This window comes from uncultured Flavobacterium sp., assembly GCF_951805225.1.
Lineage (GTDB): Bacteria > Bacteroidota > Bacteroidia > Flavobacteriales > Flavobacteriaceae > Flavobacterium.
In genome coordinates, this window is sequence record NZ_OX638201.1 from 5222012 (window position 1) to 5244137 (window position 22126).

Genomic DNA, 22126 nt, shown 5'->3' on the forward strand with positions numbered 1-22126 from the left:
TTTATTTTTCTGTAATTAATAGAGAAGAGTTAATGTGTTTAAGAAGATTGATCATAAACTGATCGTTGTCTGATTTTCGAATTTCTCTATTCATTGCATAAAAATCATTAATCTGTTTTTTTAGAGTTGGAAAAATTTTTAAAACATCACTTTTACTATTGCTGACGTAATAAGTATTATTATAAAAGATAAAATAGCTATTGTCTTCTGTGAAATAAGAATATGCTTTAAGATCCTGAGTCTTACTTTCCATCTTCTTGTAATGTTTGATGTAAAAGTTAAAACCTTCCCGAAGAACATTCAATTCATAATAACCCGTAGTCAGTTGTGGTAATGGAGATACTTCTTTATTTAGCTTTACGAAGTTTTTACCATTAACAGTAAATGCAGATATTTTGTCTTGAATAAGGGCAATTGAAGAATATTTAGAATCACCAAGTGGATTTATGATCAATTGATCTCTATAAAGGTCATATTTAATGTTTAAATCATAATAAGTTTGACCTTCATAAGTTACATTACCTTTCGTGAATTTGTTGGCGATGTAGTACATATTATTATCGCCAATTGTTACATAATTGTCTCTGTAAGATGGTCCATTGTTAATATTTAGATTTTCTTTACCTACAGAATTGTCAAACCAGTTGTGAAATGATTCTTCTTTATTAGATTGGCTATATAAATTTGAAATATTTAATAAAAATCCAAATAAGAGGATACTGATGTGGTGTTTTTTGTGATTTTTCAAAAGAATTGTGGTTTTTATGTTTTTGGTATGGTGGATTTCAAAAGTATTAAAAAATTGTATAAATAAATATTGAACAAATGTTAAAATGTAATAAAAAGTCTATATTTTTTTACGGGAAACCTCATTTTGTTTAATAAATCAGGTTTTTTTATAAACAAATGTCTTAAAAAATTAAAAAGGAACAGTTTTTTATGAGAAAACATTAAAAAAACGAAACGCTCAATTCATTTTATTTGAATTGAGGATTTTTTATGAAAATTATTCTAGTAAAGTAAAGCGGTAATATCAGCTTTTAAAATAATAAGTCAACTTGAGAATTAATTTTTTCAATATAATAATCTATTTTTCGAATGGCTCGATTAAAGAATAGATTTTGTTCCTTAATGCCCGATTGTCCTAAAGGTTTTGAATTGATAATTTGTTGTTTAAAAAATTGATGAACATTATTACAACTTTCCTCATTATCAGTTATAAAGTAACCTAAGAGCGTGTAAGGAACAAACATAGTTAGTTTTTCTTCCGTTTCAATAAGCATATTGTTGTTGAGTAGAATTAACTCATTATAATAAATATTGAAATTTGTATTTTTCACATTGCATTTTTCCTGAATCACATTGATAATTCTTTTCAGGTCTTTGCAAAGAGCATTTGCGTTTTTTAAAGAAAGTAAACCAGCTTCATGAAAATATAGAATTTGTTGTAAACTACTGTTTATTGTAGTGTCATTCCAGATTTCATTTACTACCGTATTTTCATATACATTTTTCAACTTCTGCATATATTCTGCAAAAGATTCTTCGATTATAAAGCTTTCAAAACTGACTTTTTTTTGATTTGTGTTTAAAAGATTCAGCCAGACAAAAGCTTTGAATTTTGATAAAATGGTTCCGTCCATAAAATAAAATAGCGGAATATCTTTAGCAGAATAAAATAGCGTTGTATTGGGATTTTTAGTCAATACTTCAATTTGTTCTGCAGATGTTTTGAAATATTGAAGCATATCTTTTAAGGTTTCAATCTCGATTGTCTTTTCTACAATTACCTTTTCTTTTTTCGAAAATAGATTGTCCAATGAAATATTAAAATGATTTGCCAATGTGATGGTTTCATCAATCGAAAATTTACTTTTTTCAGATATTCTTCTGTGCGATGCGTCGTAGCTTATTTCTAAAACTGTAGCGATTTCATCTATTATAGAAGTAGATTTTGGGATTTTAGCCCTAAGCGCCTTTAAAAACGATTCTTGATATTTCATAATTTGCGATAATCACAAATATATGAAATAGTTTTATTGATTTAAGCAAATACGTGTGTGATAATTGCAATAGGTTTGCCTTGTAATTTTAAAACAATGATTTTTATGAAAACATCAATTTTAGTAATTCTAAGTTTTGTTTTTGGATGTTCTTACGCTCAGAATTCAGTTCTAATTGAAAAAGATTCTGTTGAATTGCATTCGCAAATTTTCAGCCTTTCACCAATGTCTAAAAAAGTAGATAAAGTAAATGGACTTGTATTCGGAATCGGGCATGTTGAAAATAAACGTGTGGCAAATCAAACAATAAACGGATTAAATGTCGAAGCAAATCCGGCGCCAATTGCTGGAGCTTTTCTGGCTTTTATGTCATTAATGTATTTGCCGGAAAGTATTAAGAATAATAAAAAAGTGGATAGTATTAAGAATACTGAGGCTTATTATAAAATTAAGAATATGAATTATTCTCCTGATTTAAAATTAAATGGTCTAAATATTAGTACAGGATGCTTTTTTACCACAACTAGTATGAATGGATTGAATGTTTCTGCAGGAAATAAATTCAAAAATTTTAATGGACTTTCGGTTACTGTTTTAGGAACAATTGCGGATCATCAAAATGGACTTTCGGTTGGGATTTATAATGCTAATAATAGTTTGGCAGGCTCAACAGTTGGGATTTACAATCAATCGTATCAATTAACGGGATTGCATTTGGGAATTTTTAATCAAACGAGAATTAATAGGGGTTTGCAGATTGGTGTTTTTAATAAATCAAATTCAAAAGGTTTTCAATTAGGTCTTTGGAATATAAATAATAAAAGGTCAATGCCTTTTTTAAACTGGTAAATTATGAGAAGATTTTTATTACTGCTGATTCTTATATTTTCAGAATTTGCGTTTGCTCAAGAAGAATCTCAAGATTTGTCTAAAGAATATGAGAGGGTTTATGTTGAAGCTGGTTTTGTACAACCAATAGGTAAGCTTTCTAATAAGTTTGATTTATCGCCATCATTTGGTTTTTGGTTTAGAAATAAACTGACAAGGGAAGATTTTGTAGATTTTGGATTTAATTTTTTTATACCTAAAAATCCTGTAGATGTCAATTTTAAATATCGGGATTCTATTGTGCACTATAAATCAAGTCATTTTGCGATAAATATAGGAACTCGTTTTGCAAAAGTTATTCCGTTATCACAACGAAAAATAGATTTTAATTTAGAATGGAATTCAGGAATTGGCTTGGCTCTAAATTTTTATAATGCTCCAAACGAATTGGAATTTGGTGATGGAGAACATACAAGAGAAGTTTTGACGACATTTTATTTATCGCAAGGAATAAAGCTTAATTATAGAAATACCGGATTGCAATGTCATTATCAATGGTCACCTTACGGTTTGTTTAATGATCAGGTTGAAAAGAATTTTGGTTCCCAAAGCTTAATGTTTGGAATCGTTTACAGACAATAAATTTAAATTATAAAAATGAAAAAAGTTCCTTTATTACTTATTAGTATTCGGTTATTGCTGGGTTTCGTAATGATTTTAATTGCGAATAGTAATTTTATTTATGTTAGAATGATTTTAGTATCGATAATGATATTCGGATTATTGACCGATATTTTTGATGGTATTATTGCTCGGAAAGTTGGTGTTTCATCAGAAAAATTACGTAGAATGGATAGTCAGGTCGATTTAGTTTTTTGGATTTGTGTAGGTTGGTGTGCGTGGTTATTAAATCCTGAAATTATTATTGATTATAAATATGCGATTATTTCAATTTTTGTAATGGAAGGTTTGACCTATCTTTTTAGCATTCTTAAATTTGGAAAAGAAACATGCACTCACGCTCTTTTATCTAAATTATGGGGCATAACACTGCTTGTTGCTTTTGTTTCTATGATTGGTTTCGGTCATGCGGGAATTCCTTTTTTTCTTGCAGTATTCTTTGGAATAGTTGGACATATTGATGTTTATCTGATCATTTATTTTTTACCTAAATGGACACATGATGTTCCAAGTTCTTATCATGCTTATTTAATTCGGGATGGAAAATCAATCAGGAGACACAAATGGTTTAATGGATAATTATCTAATTTTGAAAAAGATATAAATACAAAAAATCCCGTTTCAGTTAAATGAAACGGGATTTCTCTATGAATAAACCTTTAGTAAACTAAGATCTGATTACTCTTTTTTCTCCTCACGTGGAGGTCTTTGTAAAAGTGCTTTTCTTGACACTTTTTCTTTTTTAGTTTTAGGATCAACACCTAGGTATTTCACTTCAAATACATCACCCATGTTTACAACATCAGTAACATTTTCAGTACGTTCCCAAGCTAATTCAGAAACGTGTAATAAAACTTCATTTCCTGGTGCAGCAGTATATTCAACTACAGCTCCAAAATCTAACATTTTAATTACTTTTACTTCATAAGCTTCACCCATTTGTGGTTTGAAAGTGATTGACTTAATTTTAGCCAATACTGCTTCAATTCCAGCAGGATCTGTACCTAAGATTTCGATAACACCTTGCTCATCAACTTCGTTGATAACAATAGTTGTTCCTGTAGCTTTTTGTAATTCCTGAATTACTTTTCCGCCAGGTCCAATCAATGCTCCAATAAAGTTTCCAGGAATAGTTCTGGTAATGATTTTTGGTGCATGAGCTTTTACATCAGCTCTTGGTGCAGCGATAGTTTCAGTCAATTTTCCTAAAATGTGTAAACGTCCTTCACGTGCTTGCCCTAAAGCTTGCTCCATAATGTCGTAACGTAAACCATCAATTTTAATGTCCATTTGACAAGCTGTAATACCGTCAGCAGTTCCAGTTACTTTAAAGTCCATATCTCCTAAGTGATCTTCATCACCTAAAATATCAGACAATACAGCAAATTTCTCACCATCAGTAATTAATCCCATAGCAATACCAGAAACTGGTTTTACCATTTGAACTCCAGCGTCCATCAAAGCCATTGTTCCAGCACAAACTGTTGCCATAGAAGAAGAACCGTTAGATTCTAAAACCTCAGAAACAATACGAATTGTGTAAGGACAATCAGCAGGAATCATATTTTTTAAAGCTCTTTGAGCTAAGTTACCGTGACCAACTTCTCTTCTTGAAGTACCTCTTAGTGGTTTTGCTTCACCAGTTGAGAAAGGAGGGAAGTTATAGTGTAAGTAGAATTTCTCTTCACCTTGTTCAGATGGAGAATCGATTTGATTCGCTTCTCTTGAAGTTCCTAAAGTTACAGTTGCCAAAGCCTGAGTTTCTCCACGAGTAAATAAAGATGAACCGTGAACTCTTGGTAAATAATCAGTTTCACACCAGATTGGTCTGATGTCTGTAGTTTTTCTACCATCTAAACGAACACCTAATTCTAATACTACATTACGAACAGCTTCTTTGTTTGTTTTGTAGAAATATTTAGAAACTAAATCTCCATCAGCAGCTAATTCTTCTTCAGTAAATAAAGCTTTAACTTCTTCTTTTACTTCAGCAAATGCAGCAGATCTTTCGTGTTTAGCTGAACCAACTTTAGCTATATCATAAATTTTATCATATGCTGCAGCTTTTACTTTTTTGTAAATTTCTTCGTTTTCTTTCTCACCTTCGTAAGTACGAATTTCTTTTTTACCAAAAGCAGCTTGTAAACGCAATTGCGCTTGAATTTGAACTTTTATAGCTTCGTGAGCAAATTTGATAGCTTCTACCATTTCTGCCTCTGAAATTTCTTTCATCTCTCCTTCAACCATTGCTACAGAATCCATAGAAGCACCAATCATCATGTCGATGTCAGATTTGTCTAAATCTTCTCTGCTTGGGTTAATAACAAATTTCCCGTCGATACGTGCAACACGTACTTCAGAAATTAAGTTGTAAAAAGGAATATCTGAAACAGCTAATGCAGCAGATGCAGCTAAACCAGCTAAAGCATCAGGCATAACAGTTTCGTCATGAGACATTAATTGAATCATAACTTGTGTTTCAGCATGGTAATCGTCTGGGAAAAGCGGACGTAAAACACGGTCTACTAATCTCATTGTTAATACTTCACTATCGCTTGGGCGCGCTTCTCTCTTGAAGAAACCACCTGGAAAACGACCAGCTGCTGCAAATTTTTCGCGGTAATCTACCGTTAATGGTAAAAAGTCTACCGCTGGGTTAGCGCTACGAGCTGAAACTGCTGTCGCAAGTATCATCGTGTCGCCCATTCTTACTACTACAGAACCATCAGCTTGTTTAGCTAAACGTCCTGTCTCGATTGTGATGCTTCTGCCATCACCTAAATCGATTTTTTCTACAAATAATTGTGGAATCATAATTTTTCCTTATTGGTTATACAATGGGTTTTAGTTGTGTTGTAGTTGTTGTGTGTAGTTGTTGTTAATCTAAAACCCAATGAAAAACCAAACTTTTTTTCTTATAAAATGCTTGTAATGTAAAAACAAAAAGAGGCACTCTCGCACCTCTTTTCTATATTGATTATTTTCTGATATTCAATACTTTGATAATCTCACGATATCTGTTGATCTCTTTCTTTTTCAAGTAATCCAACAAAGCTCTTCTTTTACCTACTAATAGTACAAGTGAACGCTCAGTGTTGTAATCGTGACGATTTTTTTTCAAGTGTTCAGTCAAGTGTGAAATTCTGTACGTGAACAATGCAATCTGACCTTCTGCGCTTCCAGTGTTTGTTGCACCACCGTGTTGTGCGAAAATCTCTTCTTTTTTCTCTTTACTTAAATACATTCCAATATTATTTAATGATTTTTATGTATGTCATACAACTTTTGTAAGACGGGTGCAAAATTAGTACTTTTTTTTGGAAAAACGAATTTTATGGGGTGTTTTTTGCAATTGTAATAGGTAATGTATATTTAACCCGTACCGACATTCCTCTTTTTATCCCTGGATTCCAGTTTTTAGCAAATGTGATTACATTAATAGCACTTTCGTCCAATCCATGACCAATTCCTTTTAGAATTGTTGGTTCAACCAATTTACCATTTTTATCTACTATAAAAGACAGATGTATCTTTCCAGCAATTTTACCTCTTGCTTCTTGAGGGATGTGAAGGTTTTGTCCAACAAATTTATAAAAAGAATCGATGCCCTTTTTTGGAGTCGGAGGTTGATAAACAATATCGTAAGGGTGTTCTATATTTAAAGAATCTGTAGTTATCCCAGAGATTAATTTACCGTTTTTATAATTTTCAACGAAAGTGTACTTCTGTTTTAAACTTTTTCCTTTCCAGATACCATCAGGAACTCCATCTTTTATTTTACCGCCTTCTTCATAACCATTTTCATCTACATCTTCATAGTCGCCATTTCCGTCTGCTACTTTTCGCTCTTTTTGAAGATTCCAATAATTATTAATTTTATAATCTTCTTTTTTGTCCTTGTTTTCGAAATATTCAAGTTCAGATTTTAAATTTCCGTTATCATACCAATTATATTCTTTTCCAATTTTTTTTCCATTCGAATAAAAAACAGATGATTCTTTATTTCCACTTTCATAATAGTAGATGGTTTGTCCTTCTTTACGTATAACGTCTTTGTCTGACGAAGAACTAATCATTTTTAAAGCTTTAGACTTGTAAAAATCTTTAAAAATGTAAATCTTTTTTTCTGAGTAGTATTCCAGAATCAATCTTGTATATTGATGTTTTTCTTCAGTGGTTTCTGCCCACATCGAATCTAAATAAACTAGTTTGCTTACTGCTGTTGGCGTCTGAGAAAATAGCTTTGTTGAAATTAAGAGGAAAAAGAAAACGCGTAAAATTAGTTTCATAAAAGAATTTAAAAATAAAGTTACGCGAATGTATTATTTTTAGTACAATTTGGCAACTTCTAGATTTACGAACTCTAAAAATCTTTCGTCAGCTTCTGTAAAAGGGTCGATTACGTGACTGTCAATATCGATTTGACCAATATTTACTCCGTCAACAAATAGAGGAACCACGATTTCAGATTTCACTGTAAAACTACACGCGATATAATTGTCCTGAGCAGCAACGTCAGGCACCACAAAATTGGCATTGCTTTCAGCTACTTGACCACAAATTCCTTTTCCAAACGGAATAACAGTATGATCAGTTTCTGCGCCTACATAAGGGCCTAAATGCAAAGTTTTATTTTCGTGATTGGCAAAATAAAAACCAACCCAGTTATAATATTCTACATTTGCATTTAAAAGTTGGCAAATGGCTAATAGTTTTTCGTCTCTAAGAGTATTAGTGTCAGCTACAATTGCGCTTATTTTTGGTTGTAATTCTTGAAATGTCATGATATAAAAATTTTATACAAAAGTATTTAAAGCTAAACTCAAAAAATACATAAATTTGAAAAAAAAATCCACTTGAGAAAATATTTAATACAGTTCAAACCCTTCCTGATTTTTATAGGTACTTTTTTTGTTACCTATATTGTGCTTACCTTTATTTATAAGTGCTATTTGGATAGTTTTCAAGTGAGTGACGTTGACGGAATTACAAAAGCTGTAGCTCGCAATGTTGAACAATTAATGAAATTGTTCAATTGTGATATTATAGTAGATAAAAAATGGTCAGATTCCTGGTTGGATGTTTTTTATAATTATAGATATATGACACGAATCATTGAAGGTTGCAATGCTGTTAGTGTCGTTATTTTGTTTGTTTCGTTTGTTGTGGCTTTCTCAGGAAAATTTAAACAAACGTTTCTTTTCATCTTATTTGGAGTTCTGCTGATCTATATTTTTAATGTTATCCGAATTGCATTATTAGTGGTTCTGATGTATCATTTTCCTGAATACGCACATTTTTTACATAGCGTCTTTTTCCCTTTAGTTATATATGGGTTAGTATTTGTTTTATGGGTTATTTGGATTAATAAATTTTCAAAATATGCTAGATAATATAAAGGAACACAAATTAAAAATTCTGGTTTCGATTCTGGTTGTGTTTTGTTTTGGAGTTATCAGACAGTTTGAAGATCAATTGTTTTACGATCCTTTTTTGAATTACTTTACTAAATTTGATTTTAAAAATTTGCCTTTTCCTAAAGTTGATTCTTTTAAGCTTTTTATAGGGCTTTTTCTGCGATATATTCTAAATAGTATTTTGTCTTTAGTATTAATCTATACATTATTTCAGGATAAAGAAATTCTGAAATTCAGTACCTATATGTATGGTTTTTTTCTGGTGCTTCTGTTTGTAATGTTTTTTATGATTATCGAATATTTTCCAGGTGCAAACTGGCTTCTTTTTTATGTAAGACGATTTATTATTCAGCCCATATTTGTATTGTTGTTTATTCCTGCGTTTTATTATCAGCAACAAAATCTTAAAAAATAACATATTATTAAATTTTTTTTCAAGACTTTTTAGCTAGTTTTGCAGTATGAATCTAAAGAAGTGCACAGGATTATTTCTAGCTTTCCTATTGTTGGTTTCCAACATAGGCTTTGCTTTTGATGTGCATTATTGTGGAGGCGAAATAGCTTCTGTTTCATTAAATACTTCGGCTTCTGCATCTCCAGAAAAGAAATGTTGTGGAGATACTGAAAAGAAATCATCTTGTTGTAAAGACAAAGTAGTTCATTTCGAAAAAAAATCGGATAATGCTACTTTTAAGATTTTCTTCTTCCAATTAGCTTTTCCAGCGGTAATTCAAGAATATAAACCAATTGTTTTTGTATCAATTCCAAATTTCAAAAACAATCAAATTACTTCGTATTATTCTGACGCGAATGCGCCGCCACTATTTAAATTATACAACCAATACATTTTTTATTCCTGATTTTAATGTTTAGAATCAAGCTGTTTATTGGCTTGGGCTATACTGTTTGGTTATTTTTCGTCTAAAGAAAATTTCTATAAAACAGTTTTTCTAATTAACATTAAAATCATTTTTTATGCAAAAAAATATCGTGCTTTTTTGTATGATTTTATTTTCTGTTGCTGCTTTTTCACAAGAAGATTTACAGGAAGTTAAGATCACAAAGAAGCAAAAAGGAATAAAAAAATCTTATACCCTTACCTCAAATACATCCGTAATTACAAGTAAAGAATTGCTTAAAGCGGCATGTTGTAATTTGGCCGAAAGTTTCGAAACAAATCCCTCAATCGATGTCAATTTCTCTGATGCTTTGACAGGAACGAAACAAATAAAAATGTTGGGACTTACAAGCCCATATCTAATGATTACCGAGGAAAATATTCCTTCGGTTCGTGGGGCTTCTCAAGCTTATGGATTGTCATTTACTCCCGGAACCTGGATCGAAAGCGTTCAGATTACTAAAGGAGCCGGAAGCGTAATCAATGGTTACGAAAGTATTTCGGGACAAATTAATACAGAGCTTTTAAAACCATTAAATGACATTCCGTTCTTTTTGAATGTTTATGGTTCTACCGATGCAAGATTTGAAGTAAATACACATTTCAATAAAAAACTATCTGATAAATGGGCGACAAGTTTGTTTGTTCATGGAAATGCCCGTGTCGCAAAAAACGATATGAATAACGATGGTTTTCTGGATAATCCTTTAGGGAAACAAATCAACGTTTTGAACCGTTATCAATATTATGATGCCGAAAGTGGTTTGGTGAGTTTTATCAATTTTAGATATATGAATGATAAAAAACAAACCGGAGAAGTTGATTTTGATAAAGACAGAGATCGCGGAACAACGAATCATTGGGGTTCAGAAATCAACACAGAACGTTTTGATGTTTCGACAAAAATAGGATACGTTTTTAAAGATATGCCGTATCAAAGTATCGGTTTTCAGAATGCTTTTAATAGTCATAATCAAAACTCTTATTTTGGTTTGAATTTGTATGATATTAAGCAAAATAGTTTCTATTCGAATTTAATTTTCAATTCGATTATAAATAATACCATGCATAAGTTCTCGACAGGTTTGAACTTTACGTATGATCAATATCAGGAATTTGTGAACGTAACTGATTATAGCCGAATTGATAATTCAGTTGGAGCGTTCTTCGAATATACATATGATAATACAGATAACTTTAGCTTGATTCTTGGAGGACGAGTTGACAATCATAATCGTTTAGGTTTTTTTGTTACACCGCGTTTACACGTGAGATATAATCCGTGGAAAGATGGAGTTATCCGATTTTCTGCGGGAAGAGGAAAACGTTCGGCTAATATTTTTGCTGAGAATCAACAGCTTTTTGCAAGTTCCAGAACATTTTCTATTTTAGATAATGGCGGGAAAATTTATGGATTGAATCCTGAAATCGCCTGGAATTACGGCATTAGTTTTTCTCAGAAATTTAAAATTTTCAATAAAAATGCCGAAGCTGGATTTGATTTCTATAGAACCGATTTTCAAAATCAGGCTGTTGTAGATTTAATGCAAAGTCCGCAAGAAGTTTTGTTTTATAATCTAAAAGGAAGTTCATTTGCGAATAGTTTTCAGTTTGAATTCAATTATGAGTTGATTCATAATTTGAATTTGAGAACTGCTTATAAATATTATGACATTCAAACCGATTATTTAAGAGGAACTTTTCAGCGTCCGTTGCAGGCAAAACATCGTTTTTTAGGAAATCTGGAATACGAAACTCAACTGAACGATGGAAAACAATGGAAGTTTGATTATACTTTTAACTGGTCAGGAAAACAACAATTACCATATACGGCATCAAATCCTGTAGAAGATCAGTTTCCGGATTTTTCGCCATCTTATGCCGTTATGAATATGCAGGTTACAAGAGTAATTTCGCCTGTTTTTGAAGTGTATGTTGGAGGAGAAAATATTGGAAATTATAAACAACAGAAAGCAATTTTGGGTGCCGAAGATCCATTTGGACCTAATTTTGATGCTTCTGTTGCATATGCGCCAATTTTTGGACAAATGTATTATGCAGGATTACGATTTAAAATAAAATAATAAATTTATAAACTTTAATAATAGACAAAATGAAAAATATACTTTTAATCGCATTAGTTACTTTTTTAGGATTTTCGGCACAAGCCCAAACTAAGAAAAACAAGAATTTGAAATATACTACAGAAGTAAATGGTAATTGTGAGCAATGTAAAAAACGTATCGAAAAAGCTGCGTTTGGTGTTCCCGGAGTTAAAACGGCAAGTTGGGATATAAGTTCACATCAATTAACGGTAATTCTAAACGAAGAAAAATCGTCGCCAGCAGATTTAAACAAAGCAATTGCCAAAGTAGGGCATGATACTAAAGAAGTTAAAGCAACGGAATCTGATTATGCTAATTTGCATTCATGTTGTAAATATGTAAGGGAAGAATAAACATAGAGAGCCCAAGTATAACTTGGGCTTTTTTAATAGTTAATTTATCTTTAAAATACCGTATTTTATTGTGGTTAAAGTAAATTATTGTTACTTTCACGAACTTATAAATGTAACCAACCTCATTTTATGAATAATTTTGATTGGACTCAATTAGTCAACCCTGAATTTTATATTACCTTAAGTATTGGCGGTTTTCAAATTGGTTTATATATTGTTTTGTTTATCGTTTTTGCCGAAACAGGACTTTTTGCAGGTTTTTTTCTACCAGGAGATAGTTTGCTTTTTTTGGCAGGTATTTACAGTCGTGATTTAATTGAAAATGTGATACACATTCCAGGTGATTTTATTAATGTATTCTTGCTTTCGTTTCTGGTTGCAGTTATGGGAGTCTTAGGAAATATGACAGGTTACTGGTTTGGAGCCAAAAGTGGTTACTATTTATTTAAAAAAGAAGATACTTTCTGGTTTAAAAAGAAATACCTGCTTCAATCGAAAGATTTCTTTGAAAAATATGGAGGAAAAGCAATTATTTATGCGCGTTTCTTACCAATTTTCAGAACTTTTGCACCAATCATCGCAGGAATAGTTTCTATGGATAAAAAGAAGTTTATGTTCTTCAATATATTAAGTTCATTTTTATGGTCTTTTATATTGATCTTTTCAGGACATTATTTATATGGAGTATTTTTGAAACAAGGAATCGATTTAAAAGAACACATAGAATACATTATTATAATTATTATAATTATATCTACATTTCCGGTTCTTCTTAAGCTTATGAAGAAAAGACCAAGTGAAAATGTATAAGTAATAAAATCAAACATAAAAAAAGTCCGAAGTTTAAACTTCGGACTTTTTTTATATCTGTATTTTTTTAGGAATGAATCTGTTTTTTATATAGCTCGCGGTTTGAACTGTTGACTCTATTAAGATAATTATAACAATGGCTTTTATTCCTTGTTTAAATCAAGAAATATAACTCTAATTGAATAAGTTATCTAGTTGCTGAATTAAGTAAAGTAAAGTCTTTTATAAATTATTTGCTGATGCAGAAGTAAATTTCTAGAAAACAATAATCAACAATTAATAATTTACAATTATAAAAACTACCATTCATTTACTTTATTCGCATCCATTTTTAAGAAGATAAACAGTAAAATGGTGAATCCCCAAAGTCCTGAACCTCCATAAGAAAAGAAGGGCAGAGGAACTCCAATTGTTGGGAAAATTCCAATAACCATTGCAATATTTACAAAAAAGTGAGTAAATAGAATTCCTGCCACACAGTAACCGTAAACCCTGCTGAATTTTGTTTTTTGTCTTTCGGCCAGATAAATTACTCTTAAAAATAAACCAACAAAAAGCGAAATAACAACTAATGAACCAACAAAGCCCCATTCTTCTCCAACAGTGGTAAAGATGTAATCTGTATGTTGTTCAGGAACGAATCCTCCTTTGGTTTGTGTTCCTTCTAAGAAACCTTTTCCGATCCAGCCTCCAGATCCAATTGCAATTTCCGATTGATTGGTATTATATCCAATACCTTTCATGTCGACAGTTTTACCTAGTAAAATATTGAAACGATCACGGTGGTGTTGCTTAAAAATATGATCAAAAACATAATCTACAGATAATACAAAAGCTGAAATAATAGCTAATAAAATACCACTTAGAATAATGTTTCTATCTACGACTCTGCCTTTAAAATGTATGATTGCCAATACTCCAAAAGCGATTAAAATAACGGCATATGGTTCTAAAACGAGTGTTAATACAAATAATAAAATAGTAATAAAACCAGTCCAAACATACCAAGATGGTAATCCTTCTCTGTATAGTACAACGATAAATATACTATAGATTAAGGCGCTTCCCGGATCTGGTTGAGGTAAAATCAATAATACAGGTAAAAATACAATTGCCAATGCCTGAATTTGCCTGTTTGTCTCTTTTAGATTGATCTGAGTATCACTTAGATATTTGGCTAATGCCAATGATGTAGCGGCTTTTGCAAATTCAGAAGGTTGTAATGTAAAGCTTCCAATGGCATACCAACATCTTTGACCTGCAATAGTTTTTCCGAATAGAAATAATCCGGCTAGTGATAATAAAGCAACTCCAAAAATTATACTAGCATATTTTTCATAGAACTTACCATCAACAAAAAGCACGACAAAAATCAAAGGAATAGTACAACCAATAAAGATTAATTGTTTTTGATAAGTTCCTTCAGTCGATAATAATGATGATGAATAAATATTTAGCCACCCTAATGTCACTAACGCGATATAGATAAAAACGCTTATCCAGTCAATGTTATTTTTTACACTTTGATTTTTCATTTGAAATAATCTTTAATTGTCTTTAGTGGTGTCAATAGGGATGTTTTTTACTTCTACTTTTGGTTTTACAATTTTAGCTTTCATAACAGAATCTTTTGGAGTAGATTCAATCGCACTAGCTTCAGTCATTCCGCCAAGTTTTGCATATTCGCTTGCTAAGCTTTTATTTAAAACGCGAATTTCTAAGTCGTTTCTTGTGATTTTATGTCTCAAATATTTCTCGATCATCAAACTGGCGATTGGTCCTGCAACTGTAGCACCAAAACCTCCGTTTTCAATCATAATTGCAATAGCGATTTTCGGGTTGTCTTTTGGAGCAAAAGCCACAAATATAGAGTGATCTTTTAGCTTTGTTCTGACACCGTCAATTTTTGCATAGTTTTCGGCAGTACCTGTTTTTCCGCAAATATCTATACCTTCAACTCTAAGGGCGTAAGCAGTTCCTTTATTATAAACGTCAAATAAACCACTTATTACTGGTGGAAAATATTTTTTATCGATTGTGGTTTCGTGTTTAGTCGTAAACTTAGCATCGATTTTTTTTCCCTCAATCTTTTTAATGATATGAGGCGTATAATAATAACCTTGATTTGCGACTGTAGCCATCATGTTTGCCAACTGAATTGGAGTCATTAAAACTTCTCCCTGACCAATTGCATTGGATACAATCGTTGTGCTTCTCCAACCTCCGTTAGGATAGATTTTTTTATAGGTTTTAGATGTTGGAACATTTCCTCTTTTACCAATTGGTAAATCGTATCCCATAAATTGACCTAAACCAAAACTTTTTACGTGATCACTCCAAACATCAACAGCTTTTGCAGGATTGTTGTATTTGTTAATGGTCAACATATATGCCTGTGCAAAATAAGTATTACAAGAATTATAGATTCCGTTATGTAATTGGTGAGGACCAAAACCGTGACATTTCATGAAACGACCTCGACCATAACTAAATCCATGGTGACACATAAATGTAGTTTGTTCATTAATAACACCTTCTTGTAATGCTACAAGACCAGTTAAAATCTTAAATGGCGAACCTGGAGGATATTCTGCCAGAAGTCCTCTGTCGTATAAAGGTTTTGCAATCGAATCATGATATAAAAGAGTATAGTTTTTAGATCTTTGTCTTCCAACTAAAATTCCCGGATCATAAGATGGTGCGGTAACCAATGCCAGAATTTCTCCAGACTTAGGTTCAATAGCAACAATTCCGCCTCTTTTATTGATCATTAATTCTTCTCCATACTTTTGAAGCTCAGCATCAATCGTTAGGTTAATATCTTCTCCGGCAACTGCGATTGTGTCGTATTTACCATCTTTATAAGAGCCAATTTCTCTGTTATATTTATCTTTTTGAATGTATTTTACACCTTTTATTCCGCGTAAAATTTCTTCGTAGCTTTGTTCTACACCTTGTTGTCCAATTAAATCTCCACTATTATAATAGGGATTTTTGGCAATTAAACCTTCAGTTACTTGTGTGATAAAACCAAAGATATTTGCACCATAATCTACTTCGTAATCACGAAGTGATCTTTTCTGGAAGTAGAAACCTTCAAATTTTCTGATTTTTTCCTGAAAAGCAGCAAATTCATTTTTATTTAATTGTGCCAGAAATACAGAAGGAAGCCTTGGACTGTAGACTTTTGCTTTTGCAATTCTTTTGTCGTATTCTTCTCTCGTTATGTTTAATAAGGCGCAGAATTCGTTGACATTAAGGTCTTCTTTAATCTCTCTTGGAATAACCATTATATCATATGAAGCTTGATTGGCAACTAATAATTTGCCGTGTCTATCATAAATGTAACCTCTTTCAGGGTAATCATACTTCTTCTTTATTGCATTATTTTCTGATTTCAATTTGAAGGAATCGTCAATAATTTGCAAATAAAATATCCTAATCACTAGCAAAGATGCTGCAATAATAATTAAAGAGGGCAGCAGAACTTTTCTCATCTTTTATTGGGCTTAATAAGATAAATTATTATGATTGAAGTAATTATTGTGAATATAGAGCTAAACAAAGTTCGGAGTAAAACATCCCAAATAAAATTAAATTGAAAAGCCAGAAGGATAAACAATACAATGTGATGTAATAGAACAGAAACTAAAATAAATGAAAATCGCTCTGGGGTTAATGATTCGTTTAATCTAATAGTTTGATATTCGTAGCTCAGTCCAAATGAAAACTTAAAAATATACGGTCGGTAATATGCTAATATTACGCAAGCTGTAGCATGAATTCCGCCCGAGTTACAAAACATATCCATTGTTAATCCTAGTAAAAAACTAGAGATGATTAAACCAGTTCTGTTGCTGTTTACCGGGTACAAAATAATGTATAGGATGTATGGGAAGGGACTTATGTACCCTAAAAAATTCATATTATTGAAAATAACAACCTGAATTGTTAGTAACATAATAAATCGAAAAATATTGACTAACAAAGCGCTATTCATCTTTTTCCTTGTTTTCTAAATTAATAAGTTCTTCTCTGTCCTTACTTTTGATAATATAAACATGTCCTAAGTTTGTCATATCGTTAAATAGTTTAACGTTTATAACATAGTAACTTGTGTTTTTCTTGATGAAAATTTTATCAACCGTACCAATATTGATTCCTTCCGGGAAAATTACAGATTGTCCACCTGTAACAATTGTATCGCCTTTTCTGATCGAAGCTAATCTAGGAACATCCTCTAATTGAACAAATCCTGTGCTTTTTCCGTCCCAGGTTAAAGAACCAAAGTGGTTTGATTTTTTAATCTTGGCGTTGATTTGCGATTTCATATTCAAAATACTAACAACAGTAGAATATCTTGGAGAAGTATCGTCGATAACCCCAACAATTCCTAAACTGTTGATTACACCCATATCCGGTTTAACGCCGTCATTTACTCCTGAATTCAGAGTAATGAAGTTTTCGTGCGTGTTGTATGAGTTATGAATAACTTTTGAAACAATAATATCTGCAGGTTTTACTCCTTTTATGCTATCGGCAAGAGGTATTTTTGTAGTGTCTTCTTTATTGAATAATAAACTTTTTAATCTTGCATTTTCCAACACAAGTTCGTCATTTTCAGTTTTTAGATTCAAATATTCATTAACACGATTGATTCTTTCATAAACACCTCCGCTCAAAAAGTTGGCAGAACTGATTACTTTGCTTCTATGGTAGGAATGCGATTGAATTGTGAGAGTCAACGAAATACCTAAAAGCAGCAAAAACAGCAATCGATTACTGTTTCTTATAATGAAATTAAAAATTTGCTGCATTTCTTGTTTGGTTATTTTGTTTCAGGATATGCTTATGGTTTCAAATTTTATAAGAGTTGAATTCAATTAATTCAACTCTTATAAAAAAAAATATTGATTACTATTTTGAATCTTATTTGATTAAGATACTTTTAAATTTTGCAATGTTTTTAAGTGCCATTCCAGTTCCACGAACTACAGCTCTTAATGGATCTTCGGCAATGTAAACAGGTAAATCTGTTTTTTGCGAAATACGTTTATCAAGACCTCTAAGCATAGATCCTCCACCAGCTAAGTAAATACCAGTATTGTAAATATCTGCTGCTAATTCAGGCGGAGTTTGAGATAACGTTTCCATTACAGCATCTTCAATACGTTGAATAGATTTGTCTAATGCTTTTGCAATTTCACGGTAAGAAACATCAACTTGTTTAGGTTTACCAGTAAGTAAATCTCTACCTTGAACTGACATATCTTCTGGTGGTCCATCTAAATCTTCGATAGCAGCACCAATTTGAATTTTTATTTTTTCAGCAGTACTTTCTCCCACAAAAAGATTGTGTTGTGTACGCATGTAATAAACGATATCATTTGTAAAAACGTCACCTGCAATTTTCACAGATTTGTCACATACAATTCCTCCTAAAGCAATTACAGCAATCTCAGTTGTACCACCTCCAATATCAACAATCATGTTTCCTTTTGGTTGCATGATATCGATACCAATACCAATTGCAGCTGCCATAGGCTCATGAATTAAGTAAACTTCTTTTCCGTTTACTCTCTCACAAGATTCCTTTACAGCTCTCATCTCAACCTCAGTAATACCAGAAGGAATACAAACTACCATACGTAAAGCTGGAGTAAACATTCTTTTTTTCAATGCTGGTATACTTTTGATGAACATATTGATCATTTTTTCCGAAGCATCAAAATCTGCAATTACACCATCTTTCAAAGGCCTTATGGTCTTTATGTTTTCATGTGTCTTACCTTGCATCATATTAGCTTCCTTACCAACAGCAATGATTTTGCCTGATATTCTATCACGTGCAACGATTGATGGACTATCAATAACAACTTTATCATTGTGAATGATTAAAGTGTTTGCGGTACCAAGGTCTATCGCAATATCCTCGGTCATGAAATCAAAAAATCCCATAAGTTTTTTAGGGGTTTAAAATGTTATAAATTATTTTGAACAAAGTTAAACAAATTAATGTTTAAAATGACGTGTTCCTGTAAATACCATTGCAACATTATTTTCATTGCAATAATTTATGCTTAATTCGTCTTTTATTGAACCTCCCGGCTGAATTACAGCTGTAATTCCTGCTTTTTTGGCTAATTCTACACAATCCGGAAATGGGAAAAATGCATCACTTGCCATTGAAGCACCGGTTAAATCAAATCCAAAAGCTTTAGCTTTATCTACAGCTTGTACCAAAGCATCAACTCTTGATGTCTGGCCAGTACCTGAAGAAATTAATGTTCCGTTTTTTGCAAAAACAATCGTGTTTGATTTTGTGTTTTTACAAATTTTTGAAGCAAATATCAAATCTTCTATTTCTTGAGCGGTTGGCTCTGTAATTGTAACGGTTTTTAAATGCTCTTTATTATCCGTAATATTATTTCTGTCCTGAATTAACAAACCATTAAGACATGTTCTTACTTGTCTTGAAGGTAATTCAACTTCATTTTGAACTAATATAATTCTGTTTTTCTTTTCTTGTAAAACTGCAATTGCATCATCATCATAACTTGGAGCAATTACTACTTCACAAAATAATTTGTTGATTTCCTGAGCTGTAGCCAAATCAATTTTGGTATTTGCAATCAAAACTCCACCAAATGCAGATGTTGGATCGCAAGCTAAAGCTGCTAAATATGCTTCGCTAATTGTTTTTCTTGAGGCTAAACCACAAGCGTTATTATGTTTTAAAATTGCAAAAGTTGGTCCGTCAGTTTTAAACTCGTTAATTAAGTTTACTGCAGCGTCAACATCCAGTAAGTTGTTGTAAGATAACTCTTTTCCGTGAACTTTCTTGAACATTGCATCAAAATCTCCAAAAAAGAATCCTTTTTGATGTGGATTTTCTCCGTATCTTAAAACCTGACCGTCAGCAATGCTTTCTTTATAGATAGTTTCATCTGTATTGAAATAATTAAAAATCGCCCCATCATAGTGAGATGAAACGTGGAATGCTTTTGTAGCAAGCAATCTTCTGTTTTCTAGAGTTGTAGCTCCATTTTGTTCTGTGATCAAATCAAGAAGCAAGCTATATTCATTAACAGAAGCCACAATTACAGTGTCTTTGAAGTTTTTTGCACCAGCACGAATTAAAGAAATTCCGCCAATATCAATTTTTTCGATAATATCTTGTTCGCTTGCACCAGAAGCAACAGTTTTTTCAAACGGATACAAATCAACAATTACCAAATCGATTTGAGGAATATCAAATTCCTTCATTTGTTGAACATCACTTTCGTTATCCTGACGGTTCAAAATTCCACCAAAAATTTTCGGGTGTAACGTTTTTACTCTTCCTCCAAGAATTTCCGGAAATGAAGTAATATCTTCAACAGGAACTACAGGAATTCCAAGATTTTTAATAAAATCTTCTGTTCCTCCAGTCGAGTAAAGTGTTACATTTTGTTCGTGTAATTTTCTAACGATTGGCTCCAGTCCGTCTTTCGAAAAAACTGAAATTAATGCTGATTGTATTGTTTTAGTTGTGCTCATTGTGTAGTTATGATTTTCAGACTGCAAAAGTAGTTTTTTTAAATATTATTTTAAAGAAAATTAATGTAACATTATGCTAAAAAAAACTACTGATGAGTTAGTTAACTTTTATTAGGTTTTTGAATTTAAATTATTGAATTTTACTTTATTGAAAAATACGAAAATATGCTTGTTTATCTAAGATTATTAAAAGAAAGTTTAGGTTTTGCTATAAACGCTTTGCGAAATAATAAATTACGTACTTTATTGTCTTTGCTTGGCGTTACGATTGGTATCTTTTCAATTATTGCTGTTTTGGCGGCAGTTGATTCTTTAGACAGAAAAATTTCTAAAGATTTGAGTAGCTTAGATAAAAATACGATTTATTTAATGAAATTTTGCTTTGGACCATCCGAAATTCCACAATGGAAAAGAGAACAGTTTCCAAATGTAAAATATGATGAATATATTGCTTTAAAAAACTCTCTTAATAATACAGACCAAGTAGGTTATCAGCTTTTTGTAAATCATGAAAGTTTAAAATACGATTCAAAAACGGTTGCCGATGTAAACATGATTCCTTCTTCTTTTGAAATGGTTGATATTGACGGTTTGAGTTTTGAGAAAGGAAGATTTTACAATGAGTCCGAATCAAATTCTGGAGCTCCCGTAATTGTTTTAGGGCACGATATTGCTAATGGACTTTTTGGAGAAAGTAGCGATCCTATCGGAAAAAATATTCGTTTATACGGACAGCGTTTTACCGTTATTGGTGTAATGACAAAACAAGGAGCCGGTTTTTTTGGCGATAGTAATGATACTTCGGTTTATTTTCCGGCTAATTTTTTACGTCGAATGTATGGCGATAGCGATTCAATGACGCCGGTAATTGTCTTAAAACCTGTAAAAGGTATCGATATGGAAGCTTATAAAGCAGAAGTTGCTCAGAAATTAAGAGCAATTCGCGGAATGAAAGCAGGAGAAATCGATAACTTTTTTGTGAATGTACTTTCTGGTTTTACTGACTTTATTGATGGTATTTTGGGAAGCTTAAGAATTGGCGGAATTATTATAAGCTTTTTTTCTTTCTTAGTTGGAGGTTTTGGAGTGGCCAATATTATGTTTGTATCTGTAAAAGAACGTACGAATTTAATAGGTATTCAAAAATCTTTAGGAGCAAAAAATCGATTTATATTATTTCAGTTTTTATTTGAAGCCATAATACTTTGTTTGATTGGCGGAATAATTGGTTTACTAATAGTTTGGTTGCTGTCTTTACTATTAACTAATTTGTTGGATTTTGAATTTGTTTTAAGTTTTTGGAATATAATAATTGGAGGAGGATTGTCTATGTTTGTTGGATTAATTTCGGGAATCTTACCTGCTATTTCGGCCGCAAAATTAGATCCTGTTGAAGCTATTAGAAGCGGAATGTAAAAACAGGTTTCAAATAATAATTTTTTTACAACTTAGATTTTCATTTTGTTGTTGAATTTTGTCGTAATTTTAGTAC

The 22126-nt window shown here is 31.7% G+C and carries 22 protein-coding genes; 10 read left to right on the top strand and 12 right to left on the bottom strand.

Annotated elements, in window-relative coordinates:
• Nucleotide 1: 1 nt before the first annotated feature.
• A complete protein-coding gene (locus WN975_RS21790; RefSeq protein WP_337968328.1) occupies nt 2-748 on the bottom strand; it encodes a hypothetical protein in 747 nt (248 codons plus the stop codon).
• A 292-nt stretch (nt 749-1040) separates the two neighbouring features.
• Nucleotides 1041-2003, bottom strand: a complete 963-nt coding sequence (locus WN975_RS21795) for a hypothetical protein (RefSeq protein WP_337968329.1) — start codon at nt 2001-2003, stop codon at nt 1041-1043.
• 105 nt (nt 2004-2108) lie between these two features.
• On the opposite strand from WN975_RS21795, the gene WN975_RS21800 reads away from it, so the two are divergent.
• Genes WN975_RS21800 through WN975_RS21810 form a run of 3 tightly spaced genes read left to right on the top strand, consistent with a single transcriptional unit; the run spans nt 2109 to nt 4091 of the window.
• Nucleotides 2109-2852, top strand: coding sequence for a hypothetical protein (locus tag WN975_RS21800; RefSeq protein WP_337968330.1), 744 nt, complete (start codon nt 2109-2111; stop codon nt 2850-2852).
• 3 nt (nt 2853-2855) lie between these two features.
• Complete coding sequence (locus WN975_RS21805; RefSeq protein ID WP_337968331.1) at nt 2856-3473, top strand: hypothetical protein; 618 nt, start codon at nt 2856-2858, stop codon at nt 3471-3473.
• A 15-nt stretch (nt 3474-3488) separates the two neighbouring features.
• Nucleotides 3489-4091: a CDP-alcohol phosphatidyltransferase family protein gene (locus WN975_RS21810; RefSeq protein WP_337968332.1), complete on the top strand. Its 603-nt coding sequence runs from the start codon at nt 3489-3491 to the stop codon at nt 4089-4091.
• 99 nt (nt 4092-4190) lie between these two features.
• On the opposite strand, the gene WN975_RS21815 is transcribed toward WN975_RS21810, so the two are convergent.
• The 4 genes from WN975_RS21815 to WN975_RS21830 all read right to left on the bottom strand — a co-directional run bounded on the left by WN975_RS21815 (nt 4191) and on the right by WN975_RS21830 (nt 8296).
• Nucleotides 4191-6326, bottom strand: a complete 2136-nt coding sequence (locus WN975_RS21815) for a polyribonucleotide nucleotidyltransferase (protein WP_121327219.1) — start codon at nt 6324-6326, stop codon at nt 4191-4193.
• Nucleotides 6327-6489: 163 nt separating this feature from the next.
• Nucleotides 6490-6756 carry a 30S ribosomal protein S15 gene (gene rpsO, locus WN975_RS21820; RefSeq protein WP_099710550.1) on the bottom strand — a complete coding sequence of 89 codons (267 nt, stop codon included), beginning with the start codon at nt 6754-6756 and terminating at the stop codon, nt 6490-6492.
• Between the two features lie 88 nt (nt 6757-6844).
• Nucleotides 6845-7801, bottom strand: a complete 957-nt coding sequence (locus WN975_RS21825) for an energy transducer TonB (protein WP_337968333.1) — start codon at nt 7799-7801, stop codon at nt 6845-6847.
• Nucleotides 7802-7840: 39 nt separating this feature from the next.
• A complete protein-coding gene (locus WN975_RS21830; RefSeq protein ID WP_337968334.1) occupies nt 7841-8296 on the bottom strand; it encodes a GAF domain-containing protein in 456 nt (151 codons plus the stop codon).
• Between the two features lie 72 nt (nt 8297-8368).
• On the opposite strand from WN975_RS21830, the gene xrtF reads away from it, so the two are divergent.
• From xrtF to WN975_RS21860, 6 genes are all read left to right on the top strand, one after another.
• Nucleotides 8369-8905 (top strand): exosortase family protein XrtF, encoded by a 537-nt coding sequence (gene xrtF / locus WN975_RS21835; RefSeq protein ID WP_337968335.1) that lies wholly within the window; start codon nt 8369-8371, stop codon nt 8903-8905.
• Nucleotides 8895-9344, top strand: coding sequence for an exosortase F system-associated protein (locus WN975_RS21840; protein ID WP_337968336.1), 450 nt, complete (start codon nt 8895-8897; stop codon nt 9342-9344). The genes xrtF and WN975_RS21840 overlap by 11 nt, the downstream gene beginning before the upstream one ends.
• 46 nt (nt 9345-9390) lie before the next feature.
• Nucleotides 9391-9789, top strand: a complete 399-nt coding sequence (locus tag WN975_RS21845; protein WP_337968337.1) for a hypothetical protein — start codon at nt 9391-9393, stop codon at nt 9787-9789.
• A gap of 115 nt (nt 9790-9904) precedes the next feature.
• Nucleotides 9905-11911 carry a TonB-dependent receptor gene (locus tag WN975_RS21850; protein ID WP_337968338.1) on the top strand — a complete coding sequence of 669 codons (2007 nt, stop codon included), beginning with the start codon at nt 9905-9907 and terminating at the stop codon, nt 11909-11911.
• Nucleotides 11912-11940: 29 nt separating this feature from the next.
• Complete coding sequence (locus WN975_RS21855) at nt 11941-12285, top strand: heavy-metal-associated domain-containing protein (RefSeq protein ID WP_337968339.1); 345 nt, start codon at nt 11941-11943, stop codon at nt 12283-12285.
• 129 nt (nt 12286-12414) lie between these two features.
• On the top strand, nt 12415-13095 hold the full coding sequence (locus tag WN975_RS21860; protein WP_337968340.1) for a VTT domain-containing protein: 681 nt from the start codon (nt 12415-12417) through the stop codon (nt 13093-13095).
• Nucleotides 13096-13394: 299 nt separating this feature from the next.
• Here the strand turns inward: WN975_RS21860 and rodA are convergent, their stop codons facing one another.
• The 6 genes from rodA to purH form a co-directional block, all read right to left on the bottom strand.
• Nucleotides 13395-14630 (bottom strand): rod shape-determining protein RodA, encoded by a 1236-nt coding sequence (gene rodA, locus WN975_RS21865; RefSeq protein WP_337968341.1) that lies wholly within the window; start codon nt 14628-14630, stop codon nt 13395-13397.
• Nucleotides 14631-14642: 12 nt separating this feature from the next.
• Nucleotides 14643-16592: a penicillin-binding protein 2 gene (gene mrdA / locus WN975_RS21870; protein ID WP_337968342.1), complete on the bottom strand. Its 1950-nt coding sequence runs from the start codon at nt 16590-16592 to the stop codon at nt 14643-14645.
• Nucleotides 16589-17095, bottom strand: a complete 507-nt coding sequence (locus WN975_RS21875) for a rod shape-determining protein MreD (protein ID WP_337968343.1) — start codon at nt 17093-17095, stop codon at nt 16589-16591. Before WN975_RS21875 ends, mrdA begins: the two co-directional genes overlap by 4 nt.
• On the bottom strand, nt 17088-17912 hold the full coding sequence (gene mreC, locus WN975_RS21880; RefSeq protein WP_337968344.1) for a rod shape-determining protein MreC: 825 nt from the start codon (nt 17910-17912) through the stop codon (nt 17088-17090). The genes WN975_RS21875 and mreC overlap by 8 nt, the downstream gene beginning before the upstream one ends.
• 112 nt (nt 17913-18024) lie before the next feature.
• Nucleotides 18025-19053: a rod shape-determining protein gene (locus WN975_RS21885; protein WP_007804822.1), complete on the bottom strand. Its 1029-nt coding sequence runs from the start codon at nt 19051-19053 to the stop codon at nt 18025-18027.
• Between the two features lie 54 nt (nt 19054-19107).
• Nucleotides 19108-20634: a bifunctional phosphoribosylaminoimidazolecarboxamide formyltransferase/IMP cyclohydrolase gene (gene purH / locus WN975_RS21890; protein WP_099710562.1), complete on the bottom strand. Its 1527-nt coding sequence runs from the start codon at nt 20632-20634 to the stop codon at nt 19108-19110.
• A gap of 165 nt (nt 20635-20799) precedes the next feature.
• Here purH and WN975_RS21895 point away from each other — a divergent pair, with 165 nt between their 5' ends.
• Entirely contained in the window at nt 20800-22050 is a 1251-nt protein-coding gene (locus tag WN975_RS21895) for an ABC transporter permease (protein WP_337968345.1), read from the top strand.
• Nucleotides 22051-22126 lie beyond the last annotated feature (76 nt).